The organism is Rothia amarae, assembly GCF_014705945.2.
In the GTDB taxonomy this organism is placed as follows: domain Bacteria; phylum Actinomycetota; class Actinomycetes; order Actinomycetales; family Micrococcaceae; genus Rothia; species Rothia amarae.
The window spans coordinates 1,888,339-1,902,729 of record NZ_CP061538.1 but is presented as its reverse complement, the minus strand read 5'-3'; the positions used below and the strand labels follow the sequence as shown (position 1 = coordinate 1,902,729).

General features: G+C 53.5%; 13 protein-coding genes. 8 read left to right on the top strand and 5 right to left on the bottom strand.

Annotated elements, in window-relative coordinates; genetic code table 11:
- Positions 1 to 26 precede the first annotated feature (26 nt).
- The 3 genes from IDM48_RS08900 to IDM48_RS08890 form a co-directional block, all read right to left on the bottom strand.
- On the bottom strand, positions 27 to 1,649 hold the full coding sequence (locus tag IDM48_RS08900; RefSeq protein WP_190616999.1) for an LCP family glycopolymer transferase: 1,623 nt from the start codon (positions 1,647 to 1,649) through the stop codon (positions 27 to 29).
- 142 nt (positions 1,650 to 1,791) lie between these two features.
- On the bottom strand, positions 1,792 to 2,415 hold the full coding sequence (gene purE, locus IDM48_RS08895; protein WP_151146843.1) for a 5-(carboxyamino)imidazole ribonucleotide mutase: 624 nt from the start codon (positions 2,413 to 2,415) through the stop codon (positions 1,792 to 1,794).
- A gap of 63 nt (positions 2,416 to 2,478) precedes the next feature.
- A complete protein-coding gene (locus tag IDM48_RS08890) occupies positions 2,479 to 3,615 on the bottom strand; it encodes a 5-(carboxyamino)imidazole ribonucleotide synthase (RefSeq protein ID WP_238398079.1) in 1,137 nt (378 codons plus the stop codon).
- A 244-nt stretch (positions 3,616 to 3,859) separates the two neighbouring features.
- On the opposite strand from IDM48_RS08890, the gene IDM48_RS08885 reads away from it, so the two are divergent.
- The gene (locus IDM48_RS08885; RefSeq protein ID WP_145175531.1) at positions 3,860 to 4,411 is read left to right on the top strand and encodes a GtrA family protein; all 552 of its coding nucleotides are present in this window, start codon (positions 3,860 to 3,862) and stop codon (positions 4,409 to 4,411) included.
- Positions 4,412 to 4,598: 187 nt separating this feature from the next.
- Here IDM48_RS08885 and IDM48_RS08880 read toward each other — a convergent pair whose 3' ends face one another.
- The gene (locus IDM48_RS08880) at positions 4,599 to 5,339 is read right to left on the bottom strand and encodes a TIGR03089 family protein (RefSeq protein WP_145175528.1); all 741 of its coding nucleotides are present in this window, start codon (positions 5,337 to 5,339) and stop codon (positions 4,599 to 4,601) included.
- Positions 5,340 to 5,766: 427 nt separating this feature from the next.
- Between IDM48_RS08880 and IDM48_RS11660 the strand changes: the two genes are divergently transcribed.
- From IDM48_RS11660 to IDM48_RS08845, 7 genes are all read left to right on the top strand, one after another.
- Positions 5,767 to 6,240, top strand: coding sequence for a WhiB family transcriptional regulator (locus IDM48_RS11660; RefSeq protein ID WP_068168894.1), 474 nt, complete (start codon positions 5,767 to 5,769; stop codon positions 6,238 to 6,240).
- Positions 6,241 to 6,258: 18 nt separating this feature from the next.
- Positions 6,259 to 6,483, top strand: coding sequence for a DUF3499 family protein (locus IDM48_RS08870; RefSeq protein WP_068168892.1), 225 nt, complete (start codon positions 6,259 to 6,261; stop codon positions 6,481 to 6,483).
- 102 nt (positions 6,484 to 6,585) lie between these two features.
- Positions 6,586 to 7,887, top strand: a complete 1,302-nt coding sequence (locus IDM48_RS08865; protein ID WP_151146837.1) for a L,D-transpeptidase — start codon at positions 6,586 to 6,588, stop codon at positions 7,885 to 7,887.
- A gap of 43 nt (positions 7,888 to 7,930) precedes the next feature.
- A complete protein-coding gene (locus IDM48_RS08860; RefSeq protein ID WP_083147134.1) occupies positions 7,931 to 9,061 on the top strand; it encodes a TIGR01906 family membrane protein in 1,131 nt (376 codons plus the stop codon).
- A gap of 156 nt (positions 9,062 to 9,217) precedes the next feature.
- Positions 9,218 to 10,798 carry a dolichyl-phosphate-mannose--protein mannosyltransferase gene (locus tag IDM48_RS08855; RefSeq protein ID WP_068168921.1) on the top strand — a complete coding sequence of 527 codons (1,581 nt, stop codon included), beginning with the start codon at positions 9,218 to 9,220 and terminating at the stop codon, positions 10,796 to 10,798.
- A 41-nt stretch (positions 10,799 to 10,839) separates the two neighbouring features.
- A complete protein-coding gene (rsmI, locus tag IDM48_RS08850) occupies positions 10,840 to 11,721 on the top strand; it encodes a 16S rRNA (cytidine(1402)-2'-O)-methyltransferase (protein ID WP_238398078.1) in 882 nt (293 codons plus the stop codon).
- A 190-nt stretch (positions 11,722 to 11,911) separates the two neighbouring features.
- Positions 11,912 to 12,982 carry a TatD family hydrolase gene (locus tag IDM48_RS08845; protein WP_238397951.1) on the top strand — a complete coding sequence of 357 codons (1,071 nt, stop codon included), beginning with the start codon at positions 11,912 to 11,914 and terminating at the stop codon, positions 12,980 to 12,982.
- Here the strand turns inward: IDM48_RS08845 and IDM48_RS08840 are convergent.
- Positions 12,961 to 14,211, bottom strand: a complete 1,251-nt coding sequence (locus IDM48_RS08840; protein ID WP_190616997.1) for a glycosyltransferase 87 family protein — start codon at positions 14,209 to 14,211, stop codon at positions 12,961 to 12,963. The two genes, IDM48_RS08845 and IDM48_RS08840, sit on opposite strands and share 22 nt — an antisense overlap.
- Positions 14,212 to 14,391 lie beyond the last annotated feature (180 nt).

Below are 14,391 nucleotides of genomic sequence, written 5' to 3'. Positions count from 1 at the left end.
CCCAGCTTACCGGGTTCACCTGGGGTTTAGGGAACCGAACAAGTACCGTTTTCCGAGAGCTCGGCTACGGTCTGAATCTCCACTGTTGACGTCAGCGGAGCCCCCTGAGCTGATGTATCTCCTCCAAAGAACCCAGCATTTTCTGCTACGCCAGAGGGCTGGATGCCGTCCTTAGAGTCCTGCAGTACCTTCTGCACATCGGCATGGAGCTGATCAAAATCGGGGTAGGTGGGGAACGTATCACTGTAGTAAGGCGGACCTGCAGCGTACTGAATCAGCGGGAAGTCCTTGGACTTCAAACCTATATCAGCAAGACCGCTCAACGAATTTTCGGGAATATTAGTTTCGACAATTTGCTCACCAGAGGCGGCAATATCACCGAACTTGGAGAGGACGTTGGTGGGATTCATCTGCTTAAGCATAGCTGCCTGAACACAGCGTTGCCGCGCCTCACGCTCGTAGTCGGTGGCGCCTTCGCGGGAGCGCGCGTACCACAGAGCATGGAAGCCATCGAGCTTCTGCACTCCAGGCTCGATATAACCGTCGATGGGGTTCTTTTGACCGGTCATCAAATCAGTACCGCCACCGATGGGAACACGACCACCCACATCAATAGTGATGCCTCCTAGAGCATCAATGAGCTGGGCGAAACCGTCCATATCAATCAGCATGTAATTGTTGACCTCAATGCCCAACACACCCGAGACGGCGTCCATAGTCGCCTCAGCCCCGGGATCATTGGAATCGGGATAGAGGTCCTGATGATTCTGCATCACATCGGTGTAGAGCGCATTGATAATACACTCGTCTCCGCAATTGAAGCCTTCGGGGTAGACCTGCCAGAGTGGCGAGTTAGGAGAAAACGGCGCATTCTGAGTGTTACGTGGAACCGAAATAGTGACCGCTTGACCGGTATCGGCGTCAATGGATACCACCGTCATTGAGTCTGGACGGCGACCCACGCGGTCGGCACCGGCGTCGCCACCCATGAGCAGAATGTTGTAACGCCCGTTTTCTTCTTTGAGATCGGTACCACCAGCAAAGATTTTATTGAGCGCGCCACGGCCCGTATTAGCAACGTATGCCGTGTAGCCAATCCCGCCGCCGACCACCAACATCATGGCAGCCAAACCGAGAATCACTGGAACTTTAGCCCTCTGAGGAAGCTGCCGAACCTTGATGACGCGCAAGGTATCGAGAAAAAGATAGAGCCAACCCAGTCCCAAGACCACGAGCGCAATGACCAGCGCGACCAGGGTGAAGTTATGGGTAAATAGCGAAAATAACCAGGTGCGTCGAACTACTGCCAAAACGATCGCCAGCAGAACCACAGCCCACACCGTTAAAGTCACGGTGAGAGCGCGTCGTCCCAGTGTCTTTCTATCGGTAATCAGCTGCACAGCTCCGGGGATAAAAAAGGTGAGAGCCATGAACAGCCAGGCACGTTTAACCTTGGTGCTGTCTGAAGAAAATTCAGGGTAATTAATGGGGTCTGAGAAAGACTCCTGCCCTAGTTTTTGCCCCCGCACTCTGGTTGCTGAAATAACCGGTTGACGAGACTGCCTTTGCCGGGTCCCACGAGCTGACTCTTGCTGAGCAGATCCCTTCCGAGGTGCTGGACGCACGTCGTTAAAGTCTTCGCTGTGCACGGTAACTCCTGCTGGTTAAACTGCGGTGGTCGAGAAGATAACAGCATGTCTTCTCGACCAGCCTACAAAAATATTCTGTGAACACCCCGGAAAATCCTAGCTTCATACGAGGTGCAAATTTTCACGTGTGGGAATGTTAATGCTAAGGAGCGTAGGGTTTAATATCGTCTGCACCAGCGAGCAAATCACTCTGCTTCACTGCTGCACGACGCTCGCTTTGCTCATCCTCATCCGAGCGTTCGGAGACCTTAGTACGCAAGGATGCGCCCTTGTCCATAGCGGACTGGCGAAGATCTGAGGCGAAATTCATGAGATCTGAACGAACCTGCTCGGCGAAATCGTCGGTTCCTGAACCTAGGATGCGCAAAGCCAGCAGTCCTGCGTTGCGGGCGCCGTTGATAGAAACGGTCGCTACGGGCACACCGGCTGGCATCTGCACAATAGATAGCAAAGAATCCATGCCCTCAAGGTTCTTTAGGCGTACTGGCACACCGATGACGGGCAGAGGAGTGACAGATGCCAGCATACCGGGCAGGTGAGCCGCTCCGCCGGCGCCAGCGATAATAACGCGGATGCCGCGTTCGGCTGCTTGCTTACCGTAAGAAATCATGTCTTCAGGCATACGGTGCGCGGAGACCACATCGGCTTCGTAGGGAATGCCGAATTCTTCGAGAACTTCTGCGGCAGCTTCCATCGTGGGCCAATCGGAATCTGAGCCCATAACGATGCCAACGAGAGGTGCATCTGCGGTGTATGGTGAGCTCATGAGGCTCCCCTTTCTGTGGATGATGTCGCTACCTAGCAGCGACCGTCAGCTATTTTTTAGGGTCTAAAGTTCTGCGGTTCCGTGGGAGAGTATATTGGTGACGCGGGTTGCTGCCTGACGTAGTTCCTCGACCTGATCGGATTTCCCGCCAATATTGACGTGACCAATCTTGCGCCCGGCACGCACGCCCTTGCCATAAAAATGAATCTTGGCACGGGGATCTTCTTCGAGAGCAGCAGGGTACATGCCGAAAATATCTTCATTGCTTCCGCCCAAGAAGTTTTTCATGATGGCAACTTCACCCTTGACCTCAGTAGCACCCAAGGGAAGATTGAGAACTGCACGAAGATGCTGCTCAAACTGACTGGTAACGGAGCCGTCCTGAGTCCAGTGCCCAGAGTTATGCGGGCGCATAGCAAGCTCATTCACTAAGAATCCTTGCGCGCTGCCGGGAACCTCAAAAAGTTCAGCCGCCATCACACCGGTCACGCCTAGCTCAGTAGCGAGGGTAATCGCTGCCTGCGACGCCGCCTGGGCAGTTTCTGCTGAAATACCGGGCGCAGGGGCGATAACCTCATCGCACACCGAATTCACCTGAATTGATTCGGCAACAGGCCAGGCTTTGACCTCATCAGAATCTCGGCGCGCCACCAAAGCTGACAGCTCACGAGTAAAGGGAACTTTTTCCTCCGCCAGCAAAGAGGAGAAATCAGTGCGTTCGGGGAGCTGCTCGAACCAACGGGCGACGTCGGCACCGCGCGCCTGATCGGCGTCATCGAGCACCAAAACGCCCTTGCCGTCATAACCGCCACGCGGAGTTTTGAGGACGACCGGCCAACCAATTTCATCGCCAAAGGACAGCAGTTCATCGAGGGTTTTCACCTCTGCCCACCGAGGGTTAGGCAGACCCAAGCGTTCAACAGCCCTGCGCATCTCCAATTTATCCTGAGCATGCACCAGCGCACCTGGGCGGGGCTGAACATTGACCCCTTCGTCAATCAGTCTCTGTAAGAAATCAGTAGGGACGTGCTCATGATCGAACGTCAGCACATCTTTATCGCGTGCAAAGTTCAAGAGAACATCAAAATCTTTATAGTCGCCCACAGGAGCGTGCGGCACAACCTGTACCGCGCACACATCCTCAGACTCAGCAAGAATTTCTAAATCAAAGCCGAGCTCATGAGCTGCAGGAGCCATCATGCGAGCAAGCTGCCCGCCGCCAACAACGCCAATTTTTGGTCCAGTCACAGGGTAAATCACCCCTTTAGGCTACCGTGTTCTTCACCTTGAAAGAAAAAATGCTCAAGATTTCCCTCGAAGAATGACATAGCAGACTTTACATCTTGAAAAAAATCCCTCATGCCCTGTCGATAAGGGGCTAAAATGCCAAGCGTGCCACTAAAATAGGGGAATTGTCTTCAACAGAATCACCACAGGGGTTTGAGTGTCTAATCTTCGCGAACGCTTCACATATGTCTGGCATCTCTTCATCAAAGAGGTTCTCAAGTTCGCTACAGTCGGCGGTTTGGCATTCATCGTCAACGCAACCGTTACATGGACGCTCATGCACTCGGTCATGGCAGATTCCCACGGTAAAGCAAAAGTCATCGCTGGTATCATCGCCACCATCTTCTCCTGGGTGATGAACCGCCTCTGGACCTTCCGCGAAAAGCGTACCGAGAACAAATGGCGTGAAGCGGCGGAATTCGCCATCGTCAACGCCATCGGTATCGGCGTGGAATTAGCCTGCGTGCTGGTCAGCTACTACGCCCTGGGCCTTACATCCGCTACCGCATCCTTTATCTCAGGTACCATCATCGGTACCGTCCTAGGAACCATCGTTCGCTACTTCATGTACCGCTTCTGGGTCTTTGGAAAAGACAAGGGCAAGGAAGAGAGCACCCGTGAAGAATCCATCGCGCGTTTCTTAGACGAAGCCACCGATGCCATGACCGGCAAACTCCCGGTGATTACCCCCGACATGAAAAAGCGTTAAAGTTCTTTTACAGGGCTCTATTCGCCACCCAGCAAGCGCGGCAACGGTGAACTAACCTTCTCGCATGGGTTCGCTAACGCTCACTAATGCGATTCATGCCAGACCCAGCCACTTCATCTTTGCGCTGCGCTTGCTGGGTTTTTACCTTGAAACGAATTCACTGCGGAAGGATAGTATCTCTCATTCCTTAGGAGACCAGTGGTACCGCCCGTTCCTGGGCAAGAATCTGCTCAACCTTCGCTTGCTCCCACTGAATCGTCGGATCCAAGATCACGACACCGCGCCCCATCGCCACAGCCGCTAGAACCTGAATCAGGTAGTCAGCAGTCAAAACCGCAGGCGCAGTAAACTGAACGGCAGAAGCCGAACCCAACTCCTCACCAAGAGCAATAATCTGAGTGGAAACTGCCTCCAGCAACGCACTATAAGACAGCCCGCCCATAGCAACGCGGCTGGGCACGGGCGTCTCGAACCCCGAATAGACGTCGCCAAAAGCTCTCACCTCAGCACAAAAATCAAGAGCCCCTGCAGGTACCTCGCCCATAAACCGAGGAGCTAGAGAACCCCTATCAACAATCACGGGATACTCGGCATCTGAAGCTTCTACCACCGCAGAATCAAAGGAAAAAAGAACGTCGGCAGAATCTACCTCGAAAGAGATGGTCGCGCCTACACGCAGTGCCGCTAAGGCGATTACTAAAGACCGCCAATGAACGCCCATGGGAACATCAATGGGGGATCCTGATTCAAGATCGCACTCATCCACCAAAAAATTTGCACTTTTGCTCACCCAATTATCCAACACCCTGCCGGAAAGCTCGATGCGCTCGCTGGCAGCTGAGTACCAAAGCAAAGCGGGAGTTTGAAAATTTCGCACCGTGACAAAAAGTTGTTCAAGATTTTTGAAAGAAGAAGTGTTTGCGCTCATGAGCCCCTATTTTACCCACAAAACACCCCATGTAATACTGCAAGAATTTTCCGGACAGCCGCCGAAATATCAACAATTTCCCCACTTTTTGTTGTTCAACGGCATATGGATGAAGTTTCTGCAAGTATTTGGAATCAATACCACAAATATGTTCAAACTTTTGAGTTTATTACCCGTATTTTGAGGAAATTTTTTCCCTCAGCTTGACGAAACGCACGTTACACGCGTGTAATTATATGCAGAGTAATTTCGGTGTCTCTTTTTCGTGGATTGACTTGCATGTTCTATGGCATGCATGAGGTTGAGCAAATTTCGCAGTTTGCCCTCTCTCCGCGGAAAGGGATGCCGATATTTCTGAGGGTGTTATGCGCCTGCGTTGGATAACAACGTTCAAACCTCCAAAATAGGGATACGGAAGGGACGAAAAATGGGCTTGTACTCCCCCCAAGCAAATGGTGAAAATACCGAAAGCTTGAGTTATAAAGCCCAGCAAAATACTATGCACTCGGCTCAATACCTCGAAGAACAGGCAAACGCGTTTCTCGCTGCGGCAGATTCGCCTCAAAAGCCTCAACAACAGGCAATACACCAAAAGAACATTGACTTGTTCTCATCTGACCCAGAAGCACTTTCTCTCTGGGAGCAAGCTGCTGGTCTATACAGTACAGACGGCGAAGAAGGTGAGCTAGCATGGCAGGCAGACGCCCTTTGCGCCCAGACCGACCCTGAAGCTTTCTTTCCTGAAAAAGGCGGCTCCACGCGGGATGCAAAACGCGTGTGCAGTCAGTGCCCAGTGCGCGAAGCATGCTTAGAGTACGCTATGGAAAATGATGAACGTTTTGGTATCTGGGGTGGTCTCTCAGAACGCGAGCGTCGTCGTCTGCGCAAGCAGGCAGTCTAAAGTAAAGGATTTTTTGACATGGCTCAGGCTCGTTCCTGTTCACGCCAGACATGCTCACGAGAAGCGGTCTTCACCCTGTACTACGCCTACAGCGAGTCTAAGGCGATTATTGGTGCACTCTCCGAACATCGTGAACCCCATGCCTACGATTTGTGCGAATTCCATGCCGATCGTCTCACCGCCCCTCAGGGGTGGGAAGTAGTTCGAGATCACGGTCTCGGCTCTGAGTCTTCCTCCCTCTAACACCTGTATGCAAAGATTCCCCCCCGCGAGGTGCGAGGAATCTTTTCGTATTTCCCCTCCAGGTAATCACTCTTATTTAGTTATAAAAGGTTAGGTCAATTCATGCACCAGTCGCCGAATCCATCCCAGAAGAAAAACCAGTCTGAAGATTCCCTCTTTGTTTCTCAGCAGATGAGCCGCCGTCCGTTCTTGACTGCCTCCCTCATCGGCGTTGGCGCCCTCAGCTTGAGCGCTTGTGGCGCAGACCAGAAGCAAACTTCGAGTACTGCGAGCGATTCGGCATCGGCAGCCTCTAGCCCCACCCCTACTCAGGCTCCTAAATTTTCTGGTGTGGTAACGGTTGTTCCTACCGCTGAAGAAGTAGAAATTAATCCGGTGACTCCCATCAAAGTCACTACCGAAGATTCCACCTTGACCGAGGTAAAACTGACCACCGTTGACGCCCAGGGAGCACCGGTAGATGCGCCCGGCACGCTCAATAAAGCAGGAAACGAGTGGACCAACTCGGAACCTCTCGCCTTTGACTCGCTCTATACTGTGAGCTGGAAAGCAAAAGATTCTCAGGGTGCTGAAGGCTCGGGCGAATCAACCTTTTCTACTGTCTCGGCAGCTAACGAAGCCGATGTATCCATCAATGTTGTTGAAGGCGCCACCTACGGCGTCGGGCAAATCATCGAGTTCAATTTCTCTGAGCCTGTGGTGAATAAGGCGGAAATTGAAAAAGCTATCAAGGTAACCGGTGGCGGGGACCAGCGCGGCAAAATGCGCTGGTACTCGGACTATATGGCACGCTATCGCCCGGAAAACTACTGGGCAGCGAACTCAGCTATAAAGATTCAGGCGAATATCTTGGGGCTGGATCTTGGCAACGGCATGATTGGCAATGGAAATGTCACCCGTAATTTCTCGACCTCAGATAAGCACTACGCGTTCGTGGATAACAAAACCAAGACAGCCAAGCTGTATGTCAATGACAAACTTGTTCACGAAAACTTGGTGACACTGGGTAATCCCGAATGGCCCTCGGTCGTTGGTCAGCTTGTGGTATTGGAACAGGCTGATAAATACTTCTTTAACCCCACTTCTTTGAAACTCAAAGAAGGGGATCCCCACTACTACGAGCCGTTCTGGGCTACTAATGTGTCGCGTCTGACCGAGTCAGGTGTATTCGTGCACCAGGCTCTACCCAGTGCCTACCCTTACGTGGGTGTAGCAAATGTGTCCCACGGGTGCATTGGCATGATGCCGGAAGACGCTAAATATTTCTTTGACCTCTTCAACCCCGGCGACATTGTAGAAACGGTCAACACCGACTACCCGCAAGCAGACCCCGATGACGGCTATGGGGATTGGAACATTCCTTTCGAGCACTACCAGGATTCGTCCTGGAAGGGCAACTGGTAAAAAAGTGGAAGACGACTGCCGCAGGCGCGGTGAGGAGATTTAGGTGGCATTACGATCGACTAAAGGCTCAGTTTCCGCATCTGAGGGCAACGAATGGAGCAAACTGTCTCCTGCTATTTCTTCGAAGAAGCCTGCGGCGTCAACCGCTTCTGCCGACGAGCTGCTAAATGCTCGACGCGCGGAGAGAACCTACAAGGTAGATTCTGCGGCGGTATCAGGGACGGCAGATTCTGTTTTCGGTGGGCATGATTCCCCGGTTGACTCGGTGGAGCCGTTCAAACCGGTAGCGTTCTCTGGCGAGAAAGTTGAAGAGAAGACTACCGGCTCAGAAGCTACTTCCGTTTCTTCCGCTGCTCCGGTCGATCAGTCGGTGCGGTTTTCTACTATTGCGGAGAAAGAGGAAGAAGCTCAGCGACGAGCGGAAGTGCGGGAAATTGCCGTCAAAGATCGCCCGAAAGCCTTGAAACTGCGGGCAACGCTTATCGCACTCACTATTCCGTTTGTGACTCTCATGCTAGCTATCCGAGGTGTGGCGTCTGCTCCCTTCCTCTGGTTGACGTACCATCGCCCAGGATTTCCTGAGGACAGCTATGGGTTTTCCCCCGACGAGCGTATGACTTACGGCTCCTACGGCATGGACTATGTGCGGAACCTAGCACCTGAGAGTTATCTAGCCAATCTCAAAACAGCGGGCGGGCATAACCTGTTCCTCTCCAGCGAGGTAGGGCATATGAGCGACGTCAAGATGGTGCTATGGTGGGCGACCTTAGGCACACTACTTCTGGTTGTTTTGGCTCTGTTGGCATCACGTTCACTACGCAACCGCGCTCCGGGCGTTATCCGAAAATCACTCTTTGCTGGAGCACTCATCGCTCTCGTGCTGATGATTGCACTTGGTGTTCTAGGCGCCCTGGGCTGGGAAACCCTCTTTGAAACCTTCCACCATGTGCTGTTCCCACAGGGTAACTGGCAGTTCCGCATGTCAGATACGCTGATTCGCCTGTATCCTCCACAGTTCTGGGTGGATGCAGCAATTGCGGTAGCGGCTATTACTTTGTTGATTTCGCTTCTACTGCTAGCCCTGACCTGGCCGACTAAATATCGCCGTGAGCTGGCAAAACGACGCGCCGAAGAACGATTGGAACTTCGCCGTCGTCTGACTGAGGGCGTCTAAAGCACACTGCTCATCAGCGAATCCACAGCGAAGCGTAGGGGTAAGCCGCCTGTGTTCCGTCCGCAGGCTTGTAGAATTGCTCAGGTGATGATGAGACGAACTGAAACCGAAACCCAGGCTTTGCCCACCGCAGGCGGGGGAGCACACCGCGCGGTGATGACGTTGCCGGAGGCATTCACCGATGCCGCCTTGCGCGCGCGTTTAGCTGTTACCAGCGTGCCCTTTCCCCGGCTGGGGTTGGTAGTCCCACTTTTGGTTCTCCTCTTGGCGGGAGCCCTGCGTTTTTGGAATCTTTCGAACCCTAACGCCATAGTTTTCGACGAGACCTACTACGCCAAAGATGCTTTCTCGATGCTGCATTTTGGGTATGAACGCAACTGGGCCGAGGACGCTAACCAATCGTTCGTAGCGGGGCATCCCACCGGCATACAGGAAACGGGCGAGTACGTCGTTCATCCACCGGTTGGTAAATGGATGATTGCGCTGGGGATGATGCTCTTTGGCGATAACAACCCCCTGGGGTGGCGCTTTGCCGCTGCCTTGACCGGCACGCTTTCGGTGGCGCTCATCATGCTGGCGGGCTGGATTCTGTTCCGTTCAGTGACCGTGGCTTCTCTGGCGGGACTACTCATAGCGGTAGATGGCTTACACCTGGTGCAGTCCCGATTCGCCCTGCTCGATATATTCTTGATGTTCTGGATCCTCGCCACGTTTGTCTGCCTACTTTTGGATAGGCAACAGGCTCGACGACGTCTAGCAGCGCGAATTTCTGAACATGCTGCTCTGCACGGGGGTTTGCCCCAAGACGCGTTCATGAAGTATGGTCCTTGGCTGGGCTTCCGATGGTGGCGACTGCTGGCTGGTATCTGCGCTGGTCTCGCGGTGGGCACCAAATGGAACGCTCTTTTCTTCATCGCAATCTTTGGCCTCATTACAGTTTTTTGGGATCTCAACGCCCGCCGTATGACCGGGGTAAAAAACTGGTTTGTACCCGGCGTCGTGCTCGATGGCGTCCCCGCTTTCTTCTACCTCATCGTGGTCGGTAGCGCGACATACCTTGCTACCTGGACCGGCTGGTTCCGCTCTGATTTTGCGTATAACCGCCAGTGGGCGGCGAATCACCCTTCTGAAGGTGTGCAATGGTTACCGCCGACACTGCGTTCTTTATGGGAATACCACCGCTCGGCGTTTGAATTTCACAATGGTTTGAGCACGCCCCATACCTATCAGTCTTCTGCTCCTGAGTGGTTGATTCTGGGGCGGCCCACATCTTATTACTACGAATCACCTACGCTGGGTACTCACGGTTGTACGGTATCTAAGTGCTCTGAAGCGGTACTAAACATTGGTAATCCGCTGCTGTGGTGGTCCTTTATTATCGTGGCAGTTTTTGCGTTGGGTGTCTGGCTGGTCCGACGGGATTGGCGCTTTGGGACCCTTTTCGTGGTCTTTGCCGTGGGATATTTCCCCTGGTTCGCTTACCCCACGCGCACCATGTTTTATTTCTATGCGCTTTCTTTTGAACCCTATCTCATTTTGATGTTGGCAGGTTTGTTGGGATTGGCGCTGGGACGCCGGGGCGATTCGCGACGCCGCAAGCAGCTGGGACTGCTGGTCGTCGGTTTGTTTGTGGTCGCCGTCTTGCTGGTTTCTATTCACTTTTGGCCCATTTGGACCGCCCAAACAATTCCTTATGACCAGTGGCGTTTGCGCATGTGGTTTGACGCTTGGATTTAGGAGATACCGTGCACGAAGAACAAGAAGCACCAGAAGAACCGATAGAGGATTTTGAGCCTGCGCCGGTGGGTCACTCTCGCCATGAAGGTGGCGTACTGATTTTGGGAGGTACTCCTATTGGGAACTTGGGCGATGCCACTGACCGGTTGAAGCAATATTTAGCAACCGCAGATGTTATTGCGGTAGAGGATACTCGCACCCTTCGCCGTCTTGCATCGGGGCTGGGTGTGCACACGCGTGGGCGCGTCATCACTAACCATGACCACAACGAGAGCGCCCGTTCCGCCCAGATTGTTGAGGCGGTAGAGGCTGGGCAGATGGTTTTGCTCATGTCTGATGCTGGTATGCCTACTGTTTCTGACCCCGGTTACGCAGCAGCGCAGGCGGTAGCAGAGGCTGAATTACCGGTAACCGTTGCTCCGGGACCGTCTGCGGTTCTTTCTGCTCTCGCGGTATCTGGCTTGCCCTCGGGCAGATTTACGTTTGAGGGGTTCCTAGCGCGAAAAGGCTCAGACCGTACTCGCCGCCTCAAATCGCTGGAGACCGAAGAGAGAACCATGGTTTTCTACGAATCTCCGCATCGTACCGCGGCCACGCTGGGGGATTTCGCACAGTACTTTGGCGAAGACCGCCGCGCGGTAGTTTGCCGGGAGCTCACAAAATTACATGAAGAAGTAATCCGTGGAACCTTGGCAGAGTTGAGGCAGTGGGCACAAAATACACAAGTTCGCGGCGAGATCGCTCTGGTCGTAGCAGGAGCCCCCGCACCAGAGGCAGAGTCTGCAGAAAACCTGACAGAGCAGGTTCAAGAGCTGGTGGACGGCGGAATGCGGCTTAAACAAGCAGCCGGTGAGATTGCCGAGAGGTTCGGAGTATCCAAGCGCGAACTCTACGAGGCAACGCTGGCGGCACGCGAAGAATAAGGGTTTTATTCACCGGGGAAAGCCCAGCGCACAGCAGTAAGGTGAACTGGCTGGGACTGGCATGAGTCGCGTCTGCGAGGACTAGCGAGCCATGCGAGAAGGTTAGTTCACCCTTGCTGTGCTTGCTGGGCATCTATACGCTTTTTGAATTTCCCTTCAATACTGAGGCTGAGACGAATAGGAGAACAACATGTGCAACGATCAAGGTGCTATGTCCACCGACCATTTCTTGGAGCTGGCGCAGCGGTGGGGCGCGCAAGTTCCCTCCGATGAACAGCTACAGAGGTCTATTTTCTCTGCTCCCGCAGGCGTCATTCCTGGTGAGGTTCCTCCTGCCTATGAGGCAGAGCGTTACAGCGTGGCAGGCGAAGAATCGGGGGAGGGCACTCGGCGTCGTTCGACAACTGGCGATAATGGGCGCTCCCGCAACCTGGTTTTCCCCCCGGCGCCCGAGCCTCTGCCGTATCCCATTGTTGATAACCATACGCATATGGATCTGTTAGACGGTGACGTCGCTATTTCAGCGCGTGATGCGCTCGATACCGGGGAGGTCTTAGGCATCGGGCACATTGTTCAGGTGGGCTGCGATATACCTTCTTCTCTGTATGCTGTGGCAGCAGCCCATGCAGATCACCGTGTACTTGCCGCTGTTGCCTTGCACCCTAATGAGGCTCCTCAGCTTGCGGAAGCAGACACGTTAGATTCGGCGCTGGCTACTATCGAGGAGCTCGCGCAGGATGAGCGGGTACGCGCCATTGGCGAAACAGGCTTGGATTATTTCCGAACGGGCGAAGACGGTATTGGCGCACAGCAAGAATCATTCCGTGCGCATATTCGCCTGGCAAAGAAGTACGGAAAGGCGTTACAGATTCATGACCGCGATGCGCATGAGGATGTAGTTCGCATTCTGCTCGAAGAAGGCGCACCGGAGAAAACGGTCTTCCACTGCTACTCTGGCGACGCCGAGCTAGCGCGTATCTGCAATGAGCAGGGCTGGTTCATGAGTTTTTCTGGAACAGTTACTTTCAAGAACTCCAAAGGCATTCAGGAATCGCTACGTCTTGCACGACCCGAGCTTATTCTGGCGGAAACAGACGCCCCGTTTTTGACCCCGCACCCGTTCCGAGGACGCCCCAATGCCTCCTACATGACCAACTACACGGTGCGGTTCATGGCAGAGCACCGGGGCATGGACCTCGAAGAATTGTGCAGGACTATTGCACAGAATTCTCAGAACGTTTACGGGCTCTGGGAAAGCTGATTCTGAGGTACAGCAGTACGACGTCGCGCCCGGCGCTGGCGGAACCAGGGCAGGGTGATGAACGCCGTCGTCCATAGAGCTGGCAGGATATGTAGGGCTACGGTCCACAGCGGCCAGTAACCGATGTCCCAGCCGTGGCCTGAGAACCATGATTGGAAGCGTTGGCAAAAGAGGACGGTGCCTGAAACTGCGAGGAACATATAAGCGCTGTCTTCTTTGTGCCAGCCGTAGAGGGCGCACCCGAGAATAGCGGGTATTGCCCACACCCAGTGGTGGTTCCAGGAGATGGGGGAGACCATCAGCATTAAGAACCCTACGGTGCAAGCGGCCAGTAAACGCTCATTCTGCTGAATTAGCAGGCGAGTGGAGTGGAATCCTACCCACAGTAGCGCTATTGCCAGTACCGCGAACAAGATGCTATTTACCGGTTCAAAGAAGAGACGCGATGTTTCACCGAGGATGTTGAAACTGAGTGGTTCAACGATGGAACCTACCCGGTTGCTCTCGAAGATGCGGCGGGTAAAAAATTCCCAGCTCACCTGCGGGGCGAAGATGAAGCTGATGACGATGCCCACCACGCCAGTGAGAATAAAACGGGCGACGGCGCGCCAGTCCTTGCGGGCTATAAAGAAGAGAATAAAAAGCGCCGGTGTCATTTTGATAGACGCGGCAATTGCGCTGAGAATACCCGAAAAGCGAGTGCCGGTGAGTAAGAGCGCATCAACCAAAATCAAGAACAAAATGATGAGGTTGATTTGCCCCATCCACATATTTCCCTGAACGGGGAAGGTCAACAGCGTGAGGGGGAAAAGCCAGAGAGAAAGCCCCAGCGAGAGATTGCGTGGAAAGCGGAACGAGCGAAAAACCATCACGAGCGTTGCTACCAGCGCCAGCGAATTGACCCCTAAGAACACCACATTGAGCGTGCGGGAGCTATCGAACAACGCCATCGGCAGAAAGAGAAAAATCGCAAACGGCGGGTAGGTGAAACCGTAATAATGCTCAGGCGGAAGAGTCCAACTGTAAATGTCACCGGTTTCTAACCAGTGGACAATTGCCCCGCGGTAGACTGCCAAATCAAAAACTGGGCGCAGGTGCGTGGTGTCGGTGAATACGAAAGGGAACAGGCTAATAATTGCCACAAACGCACCGCTCGCTATCACGGCAGGAGAGCTCATTAATCGAGCGAAAAAGGAAGATCTGAGAGAGCGGGGAGAAATTTCAGACATATTTTCCTCAGTACACGGTGCGCTAGCAATTGGCGATAAGACAGTACCCCCAGCAGGCTGGGAGCATAACAAACCTACCTTATAAATGGGTACTTCGCCTTATAAGGTTCACAATATTAGGTAAACTTGAGCCGTGATTGAACAGCAACTCCTTGGTCCCCAGGAAATACGAGAACTAGC

What these genes read in the sequence shown, in the direction of transcription:
- purE (WP_151146843.1), bottom strand. Translation starts at nt 2,415, where the DNA reads ATGAGCTCACCATACACCGCAGATGCACCTCTCGTTGGCATCGTTATG.
- IDM48_RS08890 (WP_238398079.1), bottom strand. Translation starts at nt 3,615, where the DNA reads ATGATGGCTCCTGCAGCTCATGAGCTCGGCTTTGATTTAGAAATTCTT.
- IDM48_RS08880 (WP_145175528.1), bottom strand. Translation starts at nt 5,339, where the DNA reads ATGAGCGCAAACACTTCTTCTTTCAAAAATCTTGAACAACTTTTTGTC.
- IDM48_RS11660 (WP_068168894.1), top strand. Translation starts at nt 5,767, where the DNA reads ATGGGCTTGTACTCCCCCCAAGCAAATGGTGAAAATACCGAAAGCTTG.
- IDM48_RS08870 (WP_068168892.1), top strand. Translation starts at nt 6,259, where the DNA reads ATGGCTCAGGCTCGTTCCTGTTCACGCCAGACATGCTCACGAGAAGCG.
- IDM48_RS08865 (WP_151146837.1), top strand. Translation starts at nt 6,586, where the DNA reads ATGCACCAGTCGCCGAATCCATCCCAGAAGAAAAACCAGTCTGAAGAT.
- IDM48_RS08855 (WP_068168921.1), top strand. Translation starts at nt 9,218, where the DNA reads ATGACGTTGCCGGAGGCATTCACCGATGCCGCCTTGCGCGCGCGTTTA.
- IDM48_RS08845 (WP_238397951.1), top strand. Translation starts at nt 11,912, where the DNA reads ATGTGCAACGATCAAGGTGCTATGTCCACCGACCATTTCTTGGAGCTG.
- IDM48_RS08840 (WP_190616997.1), bottom strand. Translation starts at nt 14,211, where the DNA reads ATGTCTGAAATTTCTCCCCGCTCTCTCAGATCTTCCTTTTTCGCTCGA.